The following is a 14,762-nucleotide window of genomic DNA, read 5'->3' as shown; positions in this document are numbered from 1 at the left end:
TTTGCCAGTAAATTATACTGGACATAAACACAGTGGCAACTGCGACGTTTTGTGCCACCCTGGGCAAGAATCAAACGAAGCTGCACAAAATTTCGCCTGCGACGGGATAAAATTCCATCAACGCACGGTTATCCCCAGAACTTTTTATTTTTTAACATTTGTCAAGGCGAGACGCCGAACTTAAGCGCATTATCGTGACCGTTTAATGACAAAGATTGATTTTATTTAACGCATTGATTGCATTTATTATTTTCAAAAAGACGCGTTTCGCAGCAATTCAGGCGCAGGCCGCGTATTCTCTCGCTTACCCCGCGTTTTCTAACTCTAATGCACATGGTTATCCACAGGAATAGTGGATAACTGCCTCCAGCCCATACGGAGCGTGACTCGGCTAATTCCCGGTTTTTACCCACAGCGAGACGGTAAAAAATTTTTATGACCCAATTTTGGCGATCTTATGACAATAAAACGTTCACCTCCCAGTGAGACATTGCTCACATTTTAACTAAAATAGTACCTGCACCAGGTGAATCATACGGGGCACCGGCGCAGTGCATCCCCCTCTCCTCGCAGCGCTTATTTTTGCGCCTAATCTGAAAAAAGGCGGTTTAAACGCTATTTTTTGGCCAGTGGCAAGAGTCTTGCAAAGTATCAGGGGACACTGATGTCTGAAAAGGAGTAAGACCATGTTGAGCCTGCGTGCCGTTAATCAGTATTACGGGGATCGCCACACCCTGTGGAACGTTGACCTCGATCTGCCGCCCGGCGTCTGTACCGGGGTGGTCGGGCTGCCCGGAATGGGGAAAACCACCCTCGTAAACTGCATTGCCGGCCTGCTGCCTATCGCCAGCGGTACGATGGTCTGGCATGACGCCGGAGCCTCGCCTTGTGAGTGGCTTCCGGGAACCGAAATTGGCTTTGTCCCACAGGACAGGCGGATTTTTTCCCAGCTGACGGTAGAAGAGAACCTGCATATCGCGCGGATGGCAAAAGGGAGTGTAGGCGGGTCGGTGAGCAGCGAAATTTTTGAGTTCTTTCCGGAACTTTACCCGCTACGCCAGCAGCGGGCGTCAGGGCTGAACGACGACCAGCAGTACCAACTGGCACTGGCGAACGCGCTGGTCACTCGCCCTCGCCTGCTGATCCTCGACGAGCCCAGCCGTGGCGCCAGCCCGCTGTTTAGCATCAGGCTGGCGCAGCTGCTGCTGAGGTTTAACCGCGAACTGGGGCTAACGGTGCTGCTGGCCGAGCAGCACCTGTCGCTGATCCGCCGGGTGGCGGAGCGCTTCTGCCTGCTATACCGCGGGCGAAACGTGGCCCAGGGCCGCGTCAGCGAGCTGGATGACCCGCTTATTGCCCACTGGATGGGGCCGACGGCGCCAGTGCGCTGAGAGAGAGATAACGCCCAATATCCGCCGTGTCGGCCTGCTCGCCAAGCCAGGGGATTTCGCCCAGCAGCGGTGCAGGCAGTACGCGTTTCAGCGTTGCCATGTATTCGCCGTGACGTTTGCCGGGTGCCACCACCCCGTTCGCCACCCAGCCCGCAAAATGCAGCCCCGCCTGGCGGATTGCCTGGGCGGTCAGCATGGCGTGGTTGATGCAGCCCAGCTTCACCCCCACCACCAGGATCACCGGCAGGCGCTCGGCGATCGCCCAGTCGGCGAAGGTCTGCTCCGGGGAGAGCGGCGTAAACCAGCCGCCCGCCCCTTCCACCAGCACCCAGTCGGCCTGGCTTTCCAGCGCACGTAGCCCGGCGGAAAGCACGCTAAACTCGATGGGACGCTGCTCATCGGCGCTGACAATATGCGGCGAGGTGGGCTCCGCGAAAGTGTAAGGGTTCACCGCCTGATAGCTGAGCGCCACGCTGCTGTTGCGCTGTAGCGCAAGCGCATCGCTGTTACGCAGCCCTTCCGGGGTCATTTCGCTGCCCGAGGCCACGGGCTTATACCCGGCGGTGTTGCGCCCCAGCGTCCGCGCCGCCTGTAGCAGGGCGGTGCTGGCGACGGTTTTTCCGACCTCGGTGTCGGTGCCGGTGACAAAATAGCGTTCAGTCACGTTCGATAATCCCATGAAAAAGTTGATAAGAGAGCGGGTATTTGCCATCACGCTGCGGCCAGGCCTGCGCCAGGTTCTGCAGCTGTCCTCGGGTTAAGGGCCTGGCGGCCCGCCCGGCGTGCAGATGGGTGGCGCCGATCCCCTTCAGGGAGTGCATGGCGCTGAGCGCATCGTCAAAGTGCAGCGTGATGGTCTGGATCGCACAGCGGTGCCGCCAGCCATCGAGGGCATTGTTTACCTCTTCCCGGCTCAGAAAGCGGTTGGTGTGCGGCTGCGTATCTACTGCCTGCCAGGCCTGCTTCAGCTCCGGCAGGGAGCCGTTCAGCAGCGTGGTAAAGGCCACCCTGCCCCCGGGCTTCGCCACGCGCCAGAGCTCCGCCAGCGCCTGCGGCAGGCTGGCGCACCACTGCACCGCCAGATGGCTCCAGACCAGGCTGAACTGCGCATCCGCCAGCGGAATAGCTTCGATATCCGCCTGCAGGTAGTGGTCAGCCGCCCGGTTGCGGCGCGCCTCCTCCAGCATCGGGGCGCTGAGATCCATCGCCGTCACCACGCTACCACTTCTGCGCCAGGCGAGGCTGTTGCTGCCCGGGCCACAGCCAGCGTCCAGCACGCTGGGGAAGGTGTTTTCTGCGAGCAGCGTCCGCAGCCCGTCAGCACTTTGCCGCTGGAGCGCGTCGTGGCGGGAATAGCTCTGCGCCGCCCGGCCAAAGGCGGCGGCAATGGCCTGTTTATTCACTTGCGACATGCAGCGCCTCCAGTAACGCGGTGATGTCTGCCGCTTCATGGGCCGCCGTCAGGGTCAGGCGTAAGCGCGCCGTGCCCGCCGGTACAGTGGGCGGACGAATGGCCGTCACCCAGATCCCCTTCTCTCTGAGGGTCTGCGCCAGATGCAGGGCGCGCGCGTTTTCGCCCACAATCAGCGGCTGAATGGCGCTTTGCGACGCGGTGATCTCAAGCGGAAGGCCGCTCACGCCTGCGCGGAACTGGCTGATAAGTGCCGAGAGCCGTTGCCGCCGTGCCTCCCCTTCCTCGCTGCGAATAAGGTTAAAGGCCGCCAGCAGCGCCACCGCCTGGGCCGGGGGCATGCTGGTGCTGTAGATGAGATGGCGGGCAAACTGCAACAGATAATCAGCCACCGGGTCGCTGCACAGCACCGCCGCGCCGCTGATACCCACGCCTTTGCCAAAGGTGACCACCAGCAGCTCGGGTTTGACGCCCTGATGTGCCGCACTGCCGCGTCCTTCTGGCCCGGTGACGCCAATGCCGTGGGCATCGTCCACCAGCAGCCAGCTGCCCTTACGGCGGGCCGCAGCATGGATATCGACCAGCGGGGCGCTGTCGCCATCCATGCTGAAGATCCCCTCGGTCACCACCAGCTGCTGGCCCTCGCAGGGTTTATCCAGCAGCGAAGCGAGCTGAGCGGCATCGTTATGGGCGAAGCGCCGGAGCTGGGCCGGGCTGTGACTGGCCGCTTCCAGCAGGGAGGCGTGGCTTAAACGGTCGGCCACGATGCGATCGTCCTTGCCGGTCAGGGCTGCAATCAGCGCCTGATTGGCAGCAAAGCCGGAGATAAACAGCAGCGCCCGCGGGTAGCCGAGCCAGTCGGCGAGCTGCTCCTCCAGCGCCCGGTGCGCGCGGGTATAGCCGCTGACATGGCCGGAGCCACCGCTGCCCACGCCATACTGCTCCGCCCCCTGTTGCCAGGCGCGGATAAGAGCCGGATGCTGGCTCAGGCCGAGATAGTCGTTGCTGGAAAAATTAGAGTAGCGCCGCTGGTCGCAGGTGAGAAAACGGCCTGCGCCGTTTTCTACCGGGGTGCGCACGCGCAGCGCCTCTGCCGCCCGACGGGCATCGAGGGCGGCATCAATACGTTGCTGCCAGGTCATAGCGTCGCCGCGTTGTAGAACTGGTCGGTATCGGCGTTGAAGAGCTGCTGTTCCAGCTGGTGCTGCTGTTCGTTATCGCCGGTGAGAACCGCGGTCTGCTGCGGATTTAGCCCCAGCTTGCGGAACAGCTGGACATCTTTGTCCTCTTCCGGGTTCGGGGTGGTGAGCAGTTTGCAGCCGTAGAAGATGGAGTTGGCCCCGGCCATAAAGCACATCGCCTGGGTCTGCTCGTTCATCTGCTCGCGGCCTGCCGAGAGGCGCACATAAGAGGTTGGCATCATCACCCGCGCCACCGCAATGGTGCGGATGAAATCAAAGGCGTCAACGTCGTCGTTATCGGCCAGCGGGGTGCCCTTCACCTTCACCAGCATGTTGATCGGCACACTCTCCGGCGGGGTCGGCAGGTTCGCCAACTGCAACAGCAGACCGGCGCGATCGGTGACCGTTTCGCCCAGACCCACGATGCCACCCGAGCAGACCTTAATGCCCGCCTCACGCACTTTATCCAGCGTGTCCAGGCGCTCCTGGTAGGTACGGGTGGTGATGATGTTGCCGTAGAACTCCGGGGAGGTGTCGAGGTTGTGGTTGTAATAATCCAGCCCCGCCGAGGCCAGGCGCTGCGCCTGGCTGTCGTCCAGCGTGCCGAGGGTCATGCAGGCCTCCAGGCCCATCGCCTTAACGCCCTGCACCATCTGTTCGAGGTAAGGCATGTCGCGCTCGTGCGGGTTTTTCCACGCCGCGCCCATGCAGAAGCGGGTTGACCCGGCGTTTTTCGCCTGACGCGCCGACTCCAGCACCTGCTCCACCTCCATCAGCCGCTCGGATTCGAGGCCGGTTTTGTAGCGCGCACTTTGCGGGCAGTATTTACAGTCTTCCGGGCAGGCGCCGGTCTTGATCGACAGCAGCGTACTGACCTGAATCTGCTGCGGATCGAAGTGCTGACGGTGGATCTGCTGCGCTTCAAACAGCAGTTCAAGAAGGGGTTTTTCAAATAATGCAGTGACTTGCGACATTGTCCAGCGAGTCTGGTGAGCCATGGGGCATCTCCAAAGGGGTTTAGTTCAGTGTGGTTTCGGTTTATACTTGTAAACCTAAATGTTTTCAAAATGGTTTACAAGTCGATTATGACAACGGACGATCTCGCCTTCGATCGGCAACATATCTGGCATCCTTACACCTCCATGACCCAGCCCCTGCCGGTCTATCCGGTGACGGAAGCCCACGGCTGCGAGCTGACGCTGGCCAGCGGCGAGCAACTGGTAGACGGCATGTCCTCCTGGTGGGCGGCCATTCACGGCTACAATCACCCCCGGCTGAACAGCGCGATGAAAGCGCAGATTGACCGCATGTCGCACGTGATGTTCGGCGGGATCACCCATCCTCCCGCGGTAGATCTCTGCCGTCGGCTGGTGGCGATGACCCCCGACGCGCTGGAGTGCGTGTTCCTAGCCGACTCCGGCTCGGTGGCGGTGGAGGTGGCGATGAAAATGGCCCTGCAGTACTGGCACGCCAAAGGCGAATCCCGCCAGCGGTTCCTCACCTTCCGCAACGGCTACCATGGCGACACCTTTGGGGCAATGTCGGCCTGCGATCCCGACAACTCGATGCACAGCCTGTGGAAGGGCTACCTACCGGAAAACCTCTTTGCCCCGGCGCCGCAGAGCCGCTTTGACGGCGAGTGGGATGAGATGGACATGGTGGGCTTTGCCCGCCTGATGGCGGCCCATCGCCACGAGATTGCCGCGGTGATCCTTGAGCCCATCGTGCAGGGTGCGGGCGGCATGCGCATCTACCATCCCGAGTGGCTGAAGCGCATCCGCAGGATGTGCGACCGGGAAGGTATCCTGCTCATTGCCGACGAGATTGCCACCGGCTTCGGGCGCACCGGCAAACTGTTTGCCTGCGAACACGCGGGGATTACGCCGGACATTCTCTGCCTCGGCAAAGCCCTGACCGGCGGCACCATGACCCTCTCGGCCACCCTCACCACCCGCCTGGTGGCCGAGACCATCAGCAACGGCGAGGCGGGCTGCTTTATGCACGGCCCGACCTTTATGGGTAACCCGCTGGCCTGCGCCGTCGCCAGTGAGAGCCTGGCCCTGCTGGAGAGCGGCGAGTGGCAGACCCAGGTGGCCACCATTGAAGCCCAGCTGCAGAATGAGCTGGCGGCAGCGCGGGATTCAGCATTCGTCGCCGACGTGCGGGTGCTGGGGGCTATCGGCGTCGTCGAAACGACCCATCCGGTGAACATGGCAGCCCTGCAACGCTTCTTTGTGGCGCGCGGCGTCTGGGTGCGGCCGTTCGGCAAACTAATCTATCTGATGCCGCCGTATCTGATCAGCCGTGACCAGCTCAGCAAGCTGACCGCCGCGGTGGTAGATGCCGTTCAGGAACCTGCGCACTTCAGGCTCTAGTTTATGCGTTACACTTCTGGCAGAGCTCATTACGGAGGAACAGAATGAAACTCATCAGTCAGGATCTGCGCGACGGCGATAAACTCCCGCTGCGCCACGTGTTTAACGGTATGGGTTACGAGGGAGATAACATCTCTCCGCATCTGGCGTGGGATGAGGTGCCGTCAGGCACCAAAAGCTTTGTCGTGACCTGTTATGACCCGGACGCCCCTACCGGCTCCGGCTGGTGGCACTGGGTTGTCGCCAATATCCCGGCCGATACCCGCGTACTGCCGCAGGGCTCCGGCTCCTCGCTGGTGGCGCTGCCGGAGGGTGCTATAGAGACCCGCACCGATTTTGGTAAAGCGGGATACGGCGGCGCAGCACCGCCAAAAGGCGAAACCCATCGCTATATCTTTACGGTGCATGCCCTGGACGTGGAAAAAATCGAGGTGGATGAAGAGGCGAGCGGCGCGATGGTGGGCTTTAACGTCCATTTTCATACCCTGGGCAGCGCGTCCATTACGGCGATGTACAGTTAAATAAAAAAACCGGCACATTGGCCGGTTTTTTTGTAGGCCCGGTAAGCGAAGCGCCACCGGGCATGTTTTACAGGAAGGCCGGTAACAACCCAACCAGACTGCCTTTATCCAGCAGCCCCATCGCCGCATCAATATCCGGGGCGAAGAAGCGGTCATCATCATAGTGCGCCACCTGCTCCCGCAGGATATGACGCGCCTGCTCCAGCAGCGGGCTGGAGGTGAGGCCATCACGCAAATCGCAGCCCTGCGCTGCCGCCAGCCACTCTACCGCCAGCACGCCACGGGTATTGCCCGTCATCTCCCATAAGCGACGACCTGCCGCCGGAGCCATTGAGACATGGTCTTCCTGGTTGGCAGAGGTAGGCAGGCTGTCCACGCTGTGCGGGTGCGACAGCGCCTTGTTCTCGCTCGCCAGCGCCGCGGCGGTGACCTGGGCAATCATAAAGCCGGAGTTCACGCCGCCGTTGCGCACCAGGAACGGCGGCAGCTGGGACATATGTTTATCCATCATCAGCGCAATACGGCGTTCAGAGAGCGCACCGATCTCGGCAATCGCCAGGGCCAGATTATCCGCCGCCATCGCCACCGGTTCGGCGTGGAAGTTGCCGCCGGAGACCACCTCACTTTCCGCCGCGAAGACCAGCGGGTTATCGGAGACGGCATTGGATTCCACCAGCAGCACCTCTGCCGCCTGGCGCATCTGCGTCAGGCAGGCGCCCATCACCTGCGGCTGACAGCGCAGGGAGTAGGGATCCTGCACCTTGTCGCAGTTGTGATGCGACTCGGCAATGGCGCTGGTGTCGGTCAGAACGTAGCGGAACAGCGCTGCGGCGTCGATCTGCCCGCGCTGGCCGCGCACCTCGTGGATACGGGCATCAAATGGACGACGGGAGCCGAGCACCGCTTCGGTGGTCAGCGCCCCGCAGACCACCGCCGAGGCAAAGAGATCTTCGGCTTCAAACAGGCCGCGCAGGGCAAAGGCGGTGGAGGCCTGGGTGCCGTTCAGCAGGGCCAGCCCCTCTTTTGCCGCCAGCGTCACCGGGGCCAGCCCCGCTTTTTGCAGGGCGGTGGCGGCCGGGAGCCATTCGCCACGGTAGCGGGCTTTGCCTTCGCCGAGCAGGGTCAGAGACATATGTGCCAGCGGCGCCAGATCGCCAGATGCCCCCACCGAGCCTTTGGCCGGGATCCACGGGTAGACGCCCGCATTGACCATGGCAATCAGCGCTTCAATCACGCTCAGGCGGATGCCGGAGAAACCGCGCGCCAGGCTGTTGATCTTCAGCACCATCATCAGGCGCACCATGTCATCATCCAGCGGGTCGCCCACGCCCGCCGCGTGGGACAGCACCAGCGAACGTTGCAGATTTTCCAGATCGTGGGTGGCGATGCGCGTCTGCGCCAGCAGGCCAAACCCGGTGTTGATGCCGTAGGCGGTGCGCCCTTCGGCGACAATGGCTTCCACGCAGGCGACGCTGTCGTTAATCGCCTTATGGGCCGCCTCATCGAGCGTGAGCTGGAGCGGCTGCTGCCAGATCTGGCGCAGCTGGGCCAGGGTCAGGGAGCCGGGCGTCAGGGTTAAGGCGTTCATTAGTGCTTTCCTTGTGTGGCCGCGATCATCGGCAGGTTGAGTCCCTGCTCTTTCGCGCAGTCGATGGCAATGTCATACCCGGCATCGGCATGGCGCATAACACCTGTCGCCGGATCGTTGTGCAGGACGCGGGCAATACGGGCCGCGGCTTCATCAGTGCCGTCGCAGACGATCACCATCCCGGCATGCTGGGAGAAGCCCATGCCCACCCCGCCGCCGTGGTGCAGCGAAACCCAGGTGGCGCCGCTGGCGGTGTTGAGCAGCGCGTTCAGCAACGGCCAGTCGGAGACCGCGTCGGAGCCGTCCTGCATCGCTTCGGTTTCGCGATTCGGGCTGGCAACCGAGCCGGAATCGAGGTGGTCGCGACCAATGACGATAGGCGCGGAGACTTCACCGCTGCGCACCATTTCGTTGAAGGCCAGGCCCAGCTTCTGGCGCCACTCCAGCCCAACCCAGCAGATCCGCGCCGGCAGCCCCTGGAAGTTGATGCGCTCGCGGGCCATGTCCAGCCAGTGATGGAGGTGCGCATCATCGGGGATGATCTCTTTCACTTTGGCGTCGGTTTTGTAGATATCCTCCGGGTCGCCGGAAAGGGCTACCCAGCGGAACGGGCCAATCCCGCGGCAGAACAGCGGACGGATATAGGCCGGGACAAAGCCCGGGAAGTCGAAGGCGTTGGTCACGCCCATCTCTTTTGCCATCTGGCGGATGTTGTTGCCGTAATCGAAAGTCGGTACGTCCTGCTGGCTGAAGGCCAGCATCGCGTTAACGTGGTCAGCCATGGAACGCTTCGCCGCCAGTACAGTGCCTTCTGGATCCTGCTGCGCTTTCTGCTGGTACTCTTCCCAGCTCCAGCCTTTTGGCAGGTAGCCGTGCAGCGGATCGTGGGCGCTGGTCTGGTCGGTGACCAGGTCCGGGCGCACGCCGCGCGCCACCAGTTCCGGTACGATGTCGGCGGCGTTGCCGCACAGGGCAATGGAGACGGCCCGTCCCTCGGCGGTATATTTCTGGATGCGCGCCAGGGCGTCGTCAAGCGTTTCGGCCTGCTCATCAACGTAGCGAGTCCGCAGACGGAAATCGATGCGGCTCTGCTGGCACTCAATGTTCAGGGAACAGGCCCCTGCCAGCGTTGCCGCCAGCGGCTGTGCGCCGCCCATGCCGCCTAAGCCCGCGGTGAGCACCCAGCGGCCTTTCAGGGAGCCGTTATAGTGCTGACGGCCCGCTTCGACAAAGGTCTCGTAAGTGCCCTGGACGATGCCCTGGCTGCCAATGTAGATCCAGCTGCCGGCGGTCATCTGGCCATACATCGCCAGCCCTTTCGCATCCAGCTCGTTGAAGTGTTCCCAGGTGGCCCAGTGCGGCACCAGGTTGGAGTTGGCGATCAGCACCCGAGGGGCGTTTTTGTGGGTTTTGAACACCCCGACCGGTTTGCCGGACTGCACCAGCAGGGTTTCGTCGCTTTCCAGTTCGGTAAGCGCGGCGACAATGGCGTCATAGCACGCCCAGTTGCGCGCGGCGCGGCCAATCCCGCCATAGACCACCAGCTCGTGAGGATTCTCCGCCACGTCGGGATCGAGGTTATTCATTAACATGCGCAGCGGGGCTTCGGTGAGCCAGCTTTTGGCAGTCAGCCTGGTGCCACGTGGGGCGCGGATCTCTTGCTGGCGAAACTTACCTGACGACATTGTGTGCTCCTCATTGGGACAGAATATACAGTAAGATATACTTGTATAGACAAGTGCACACAAGACCGGTTTTAACAATTAAGATACATTTTTGTCATATTGCGTCAGCAATCACGCTTTTGGCTTATGACATGAAATGGCCCTGCAGCCGGTAGCGGTTGCCGGGGAACAACAGCCGGGCATGGGAGACGATGTGGGAGGCTGACCAGGTGCGGCGGTGGATCAGCAGGCAGGGATCGTGCTCCTTGATGCGCAGCAGCTCGCACTCCTTCGGCGTGGCCCGCACCGCCTCGACGATATGCTCCCCTTCCGTCAGCGGCGCAACCCGCGACAGATAAGCATGGGGCGTGGTGGTGGTGTAGTCCTGCTGGAGGTAGTCCGGCACCAGCGCGGCATTGACGCAGCGATCCTCTATCTGCACCGGAACGTCGTTTTCATAGTGCAACATCAGGGAGTGAAAGATGCGCGATCCCTCTTTGACGTTCAATGCCACCGCCTGGGCAGCGCTGGCCTGCGTCTCTTCGAGGAACTGCACTTCACACCGGTGCTGATGGTTGCGGGAGGCGATCTCATCGGCAATGCTGCGGATCTCAAACAGCGCTGACTGCCCTTTTGGCTCGGCGACAAAGGTGCCGACCCCCTGCAAACGCACCAGCAGCCCTTCATCGGTCAGCTCCCGCAGCGCGCGGTTGATGGTCATCCGGCTAAAGCCGAACTGGGCCACCAGCTCCGCCTCGGACGGGATGCGATCGTGGGGACGCCAGACGCCGGTGGCGATCTGATGGCTGATCGCCTGCTTGACCTTTTCATAGAAAGGGGCTGGCGCACTGGCCTGCTGCTGCGGGGCGCGAGAGAACATAGCAATTCCTTAAGCCGTCATAAAAAATCGAGTATATACAAGCTTTATGCCCACCAGTGAGCGATTTGCCACGCCAGCCGTGCGGCGAGCTTCGCCCCCTGGCCGTCGCAATCGAAGCCGGGACTGAACTCAACCAGATCGGCCGCCTGCAGTTTGCCGCTGCGACAGATCTGCTCGATGACCGGGAGCAGATCCCGGGCGGGAACCCCCAGCGCGGCGGGGGCCGATACTGCGGGCATCTCCCCGGCAGGCATCACGTCGAGATCGATAGTCAGGTAGACACGGTCTGCCTGTTCAAGAAGCGTTGTGAGCGCGTCCAGCGCCTGCTGCCGGAAATCGAGATCCTCCACCAGCGTAACGTTCAGGCGCGCAGCCTCATCCCACAGCGCCTGGGTATTGGCCGCCCGGCTGACACCCAGACAGGCATAGTGAAACTCACGCTGCTGCGCGGCGCAGTACCGGGCCAGCTGGCGGAACGGCGTGCCGGAGGTCGCCTGACTGGCGTTTCGCAGATCGAGATGGGCATCGAGGTTGACGATCGCCACCCGCTCGCCGGGAAAGGCATCCAGCACGCCGCGACCATGGCCCCAGGCGGTTTCGTGTCCGCCGCCAAAAACCAGGGTGCGCATGCCCGCCTGTTGGCAGGCGGTGACCGTCTCGCTCAGGGCCTGCTGGGCCGCCTCCAGCGCATTGTCCTCTACGCCAACATTACCCATATCCATCAGCCGATCGTGCCCCTGATGGCTCGCCATGTTCGCCAGCGCACGGCGTAACACATCCGGCGCCTGTGCGGCGCCGGGGCGTCCCTGATTGCGTCTGACCCCTTCGTCACAGGCGAAGCCAATCAGGGCGATACCGTCACCGGTCGGCGTTGGCGTGTCGCTAAGTTGCACTGTCTGGAACAGGCGCAGCGCATTGCTGGCCTCGCTGCTGTCGTCACGTCCTTGCCAGACGTCCGGTGAAACCGGCTGCCACAGGCTCATACTGTTTTTCCTCTGAATACGCGCTGATAAAGCGGGTTACGACCCGGCTCATAGACCATCTCCACCGGGTTTTTCGCATCCCAGATGGCCAGATCGGCGACAAACCCGGCCTTCAACTGGCCGTGGGTCTCACCGCGGCCCAGCGCCTTCGCGGCATGCCGGGTGACACCTGCCCACGCCTCTTCCGGGGTTAAGCCAAACTGGACGCAGGCCATGTTCATCGCCAGGTGCAGGCTGGCGAACGGACTGGTGCCCGGGTTGTAGTCCGTGGCGACCGCCATCGGTATCCCCCGCTGGCGTAACAGCGCAACCGGCGGGCGCTGGCGCTCCTGTAAAAAGTAAAATGCGCCGGGGAGTAAGACCGCCACGGTGCCGCTCTGCGCCATCGCGTCGACACCAGCCTCGTCGAGATATTCAATATGATCGGCGGAGAGTCCGCGATATCGGCTGACCAGCGCAGTACCGCCGAGATTGGAGAGCTGCTCAACGTGGCCTTTAATGGGGATGCCCAGCGTCTGCGCCGCCTGGAACACTCGCTCGCTCTGTTCAGGCGTAAACCCGACATTTTCGCAGAAGACATCGACAGCTTCGAAGAGTCCTTTTTCCCACAGTGCAGGCAGCATATGCTGACAAACATGGTCGATGTAGGCATCCGGATCGTGGCGATACGCCTTCGGCACGGCGTGCGCCGCCAGTAGCGTCGGGCTGATCTCTACCGGGTTGGTCTGTGCAAGACGCCGGGCCACGCGCAGCATCTTCTCTTCGGATTCGTCATCCAGGCCGTAACCCGACTTAATCTCAAGGGTGGTGACGCCCTCGCGCATTAAGCGCTGCAAGCGCTCCTGCGCGAGCTGTTCGAGCTGCTCAGGCGTGCTCTCCCGGGTGGCAGTGACCGTGGCGTTAATGCCGCCGCCCTGAGCGCTGATGGTCTGATAAGAGACCCCGTTGAGTCGCTGCTCCCATTCAGCGGCACGATCGCCGCCAAACACCAGATGCGTGTGGCAATCGATCAGGCCCGGCGTCACCAGCTGCCCCTGTAAATTGATGGTGTTGGGCAGATCCTCCGGCAGGTCTGATTCCGGCACGATGGCCAGGATGGTCTCACCGCGCACAATCAATGCCCGGTTTTCCAGCAGGCCATAGGGAGTGTTGTGGTCGGGATCCAAGGTCGCGAGGCGCAGGTTACGCCAGATCAGATCATCAGGATGAAGTTGCAGCATCGGGCTTCCGCTTGTCATGGGTTGTATAGACATTTATTTTCATTCCTGTCGCCCTGTCAATCGCCTTTACCGAGATTGTTATTTATTTGTGACAACTTCCCCGCTAACCACGGGAAGAAAAAGCAACTTTTTGCCTTTTATTCTTCCCGTTTCGCTCAACTTAGTATAAAAAAGCAGGCTATTTCAGTTGTCCCCCTATTGATATGTTTTGCAGGAGCTTCCCTTGAACATTTCCAGGATTTCTCGTCTGGCGCTGGCACTCGCATTTGGCGTGACGTTATCGGCGTGCAGCTCTACCCCGCCGGATCAACTGCCATCAGAGCAGGCTGCGCCGGGCACGGCTTCCCGCCCGATCCTTTCCGCTGACGAAGCGAAAAACTTCCAGCAGGCTCGCTACTTTACGGCCATGGATCCGAACGCGGCGCCGTGGAGTCCTTATGCCATCCGCCTGCCTGAGCAGCCGAACTTTGTGGTTGGCCCGGCGGGAACCCAGGGCGTGACGCACACCTCCATCCAGGCGGCAGTCGATGCTGCCATTGCTAAGCACAGCAGCTCCCGTCAGTACATCGCCATTTTACCGGGCGAATACGAAGGTACCGTCTATGTGCCTGCTGCGCCGGGGAGCGTGACGCTCTACGGTACGGGTGAAAAACCGATTGATGTCAAAATTGGTCTGGCGATCGACTCCGAGATCGACACTGCAACCTGGCGTCGTCTGGTTAACCCGGGTGGTAAATACATGCCGGGCAAACCGGCCTGGTATATGTTCGACCGTTGCCAGAGCAAGCACAGCGCCACCGTTGGCCTGATGTGTTCCGCGGTCTTCTGGTCGCAGAACAACGGCCTGCAGCTGCAGAACCTGACGATTGAAAACAATCTGGGTGACAGCGTGGATGCCGGTAACCACCAGGCGGTGGCCCTGCGCAGCGATGGCGATCAGGTGCAGATTGACAAGGTGAACATTCTGGGTCGCCAGAACACCTTCTTCGTCACTAACAGCGGCGTTGACAACACCCTGAAAAACAACCGTATCACCCGTACGCTGGTGACCAACAGCTACATTGAAGGGGATGTGGATATGGTTTCTGGTCGCGGTGCCGTGGTGTTTGATAACACCGATTTCCGCGTCATGAACACCCGTACCCAGCAGGAAGGCTATGTCTTCGCCCCTGCGACGCAGTCCAATCTGTTCTACGGCTTCCTGGCAGTGAACAGCCGCTTTACCGCGATGGGCGACGGCGTGGCGCAGCTCGGCCGCTCCCTGGATGTCGATTCCGCCACTAACGGTCAGGTGGTGATCCGTGACAGCGTGATCAACGAAGGCTTTAACATGGCTAAACCGTGGGGCAACGCCGCCATCTCTCAGCGTCCGTATGCGGGTAATACCGGTGCGGTGGATGAAAAAGGCAACGTGCAGCGTAACCTCAACGACGCTAACTTCAACCGCATGTGGGAATACAACAACCGCGGCGTGGGAAGTAAAGTGATCGCAGAGCCGAAGCAGTAAACGTTTAGCAAAAAGGGGGAGCAACTCCCCCTTAATGCTGC

Annotated in this window: 13 protein-coding genes; 4 read left to right on the top strand and 9 right to left on the bottom strand. The window is 61.4% G+C overall.

The window, feature by feature from the left end; genetic code table 11:
• Positions 1–686 precede the first annotated feature (686 nt).
• On the top strand, positions 687–1,391 hold the full coding sequence (locus C3406_RS02385; protein ID WP_103823525.1) for an ABC transporter ATP-binding protein: 705 nt from the start codon (positions 687–689) through the stop codon (positions 1,389–1,391).
• Here C3406_RS02385 and bioD read toward each other — a convergent pair.
• From bioD to bioB, 4 genes are read right to left on the bottom strand one after another with little or no spacing between them, the layout of a single operon-like run.
• Positions 1,351–2,055 (bottom strand): dethiobiotin synthase, encoded by a 705-nt coding sequence (gene bioD, locus C3406_RS02380; RefSeq protein WP_199182730.1) that lies wholly within the window; start codon positions 2,053–2,055, stop codon positions 1,351–1,353. The genes C3406_RS02385 and bioD overlap by 41 nt on opposite strands.
• The gene (bioC, locus tag C3406_RS02375; protein ID WP_103823527.1) at positions 2,048–2,803 is read right to left on the bottom strand and encodes a malonyl-ACP O-methyltransferase BioC; all 756 of its coding nucleotides are present in this window, start codon (positions 2,801–2,803) and stop codon (positions 2,048–2,050) included. Before bioC ends, bioD begins: the two co-directional genes overlap by 8 nt.
• Positions 2,787–3,944, bottom strand: coding sequence for an 8-amino-7-oxononanoate synthase (gene bioF / locus C3406_RS02370; RefSeq protein WP_103823528.1), 1,158 nt, complete (start codon positions 3,942–3,944; stop codon positions 2,787–2,789). The genes bioC and bioF overlap by 17 nt, the downstream gene beginning before the upstream one ends.
• Complete coding sequence (gene bioB / locus C3406_RS02365) at positions 3,941–4,981, bottom strand: biotin synthase BioB (protein ID WP_103823529.1); 1,041 nt, start codon at positions 4,979–4,981, stop codon at positions 3,941–3,943. The genes bioF and bioB overlap by 4 nt, the downstream gene beginning before the upstream one ends.
• 87 nt (positions 4,982–5,068) lie before the next feature.
• Here bioB and bioA point away from each other — a divergent pair, with 87 nt between their 5' ends.
• Positions 5,069–6,358: an adenosylmethionine--8-amino-7-oxononanoate transaminase gene (gene bioA, locus C3406_RS02360; RefSeq protein ID WP_476629922.1), complete on the top strand. Its 1,290-nt coding sequence runs from the start codon at positions 5,069–5,071 to the stop codon at positions 6,356–6,358.
• 44 nt (positions 6,359–6,402) lie between these two features.
• A complete protein-coding gene (locus tag C3406_RS02355; RefSeq protein WP_103823531.1) occupies positions 6,403–6,879 on the top strand; it encodes a kinase inhibitor in 477 nt (158 codons plus the stop codon).
• A gap of 67 nt (positions 6,880–6,946) precedes the next feature.
• Here the strand turns inward: C3406_RS02355 and hutH are convergent, their stop codons facing one another.
• From hutH to hutI, 5 genes are all read right to left on the bottom strand, one after another.
• Positions 6,947–8,467, bottom strand: coding sequence for a histidine ammonia-lyase (gene hutH, locus C3406_RS02350; RefSeq protein ID WP_103823532.1), 1,521 nt, complete (start codon positions 8,465–8,467; stop codon positions 6,947–6,949).
• Entirely contained in the window at positions 8,467–10,152 is a 1,686-nt protein-coding gene (gene hutU / locus C3406_RS02345) for a urocanate hydratase (protein WP_103823533.1), read from the bottom strand. Before hutU ends, hutH begins: the two co-directional genes overlap by 1 nt.
• A 124-nt stretch (positions 10,153–10,276) precedes the next feature.
• Entirely contained in the window at positions 10,277–11,011 is a 735-nt protein-coding gene (locus C3406_RS02340; protein ID WP_103178753.1) for a histidine utilization repressor, read from the bottom strand.
• 44 nt (positions 11,012–11,055) lie between these two features.
• Positions 11,056–11,994 (bottom strand): formimidoylglutamase, encoded by a 939-nt coding sequence (gene hutG / locus C3406_RS02335; RefSeq protein WP_103823534.1) that lies wholly within the window; start codon positions 11,992–11,994, stop codon positions 11,056–11,058.
• The gene (gene hutI / locus C3406_RS02330; protein WP_103823535.1) at positions 11,991–13,214 is read right to left on the bottom strand and encodes an imidazolonepropionase; all 1,224 of its coding nucleotides are present in this window, start codon (positions 13,212–13,214) and stop codon (positions 11,991–11,993) included. Before hutI ends, hutG begins: the two co-directional genes overlap by 4 nt.
• 223 nt (positions 13,215–13,437) lie before the next feature.
• Between hutI and C3406_RS02325 the strand changes: the two genes are divergently transcribed.
• The gene (locus C3406_RS02325; protein ID WP_103823536.1) at positions 13,438–14,721 is read left to right on the top strand and encodes a putative acyl-CoA thioester hydrolase; all 1,284 of its coding nucleotides are present in this window, start codon (positions 13,438–13,440) and stop codon (positions 14,719–14,721) included.
• Positions 14,722–14,762 lie beyond the last annotated feature (41 nt).

Source organism: Leclercia sp. LSNIH8, assembly GCF_002920195.1.
GTDB lineage: Bacteria > Pseudomonadota > Gammaproteobacteria > Enterobacterales > Enterobacteriaceae > Enterobacter.
This window is presented reverse-complemented; position numbering and strand designations above follow the sequence as displayed.

Coding starts and splice junctions, on each gene's coding strand:
- C3406_RS02385 (WP_103823525.1), top strand. CDS start 687: ATGTTGAGCCTGCGTGCCGTTAATCAGTATTACGGGGATCGCCACACC.
- bioC (WP_103823527.1), bottom strand. CDS start 2,803: ATGTCGCAAGTGAATAAACAGGCCATTGCCGCCGCCTTTGGCCGGGCG.
- bioF (WP_103823528.1), bottom strand. CDS start 3,944: ATGACCTGGCAGCAACGTATTGATGCCGCCCTCGATGCCCGTCGGGCG.
- bioB (WP_103823529.1), bottom strand. CDS start 4,981: ATGGCTCACCAGACTCGCTGGACAATGTCGCAAGTCACTGCATTATTT.
- bioA (WP_476629922.1), top strand. CDS start 5,069: ATGACAACGGACGATCTCGCCTTCGATCGGCAACATATCTGGCATCCT.
- C3406_RS02355 (WP_103823531.1), top strand. CDS start 6,403: ATGAAACTCATCAGTCAGGATCTGCGCGACGGCGATAAACTCCCGCTG.
- hutH (WP_103823532.1), bottom strand. CDS start 8,467: ATGAACGCCTTAACCCTGACGCCCGGCTCCCTGACCCTGGCCCAGCTG.
- hutU (WP_103823533.1), bottom strand. CDS start 10,152: ATGTCGTCAGGTAAGTTTCGCCAGCAAGAGATCCGCGCCCCACGTGGC.
- C3406_RS02340 (WP_103178753.1), bottom strand. CDS start 11,011: ATGTTCTCTCGCGCCCCGCAGCAGCAGGCCAGTGCGCCAGCCCCTTTC.
- hutG (WP_103823534.1), bottom strand. CDS start 11,994: ATGAGCCTGTGGCAGCCGGTTTCACCGGACGTCTGGCAAGGACGTGAC.
- hutI (WP_103823535.1), bottom strand. CDS start 13,214: ATGCTGCAACTTCATCCTGATGATCTGATCTGGCGTAACCTGCGCCTC.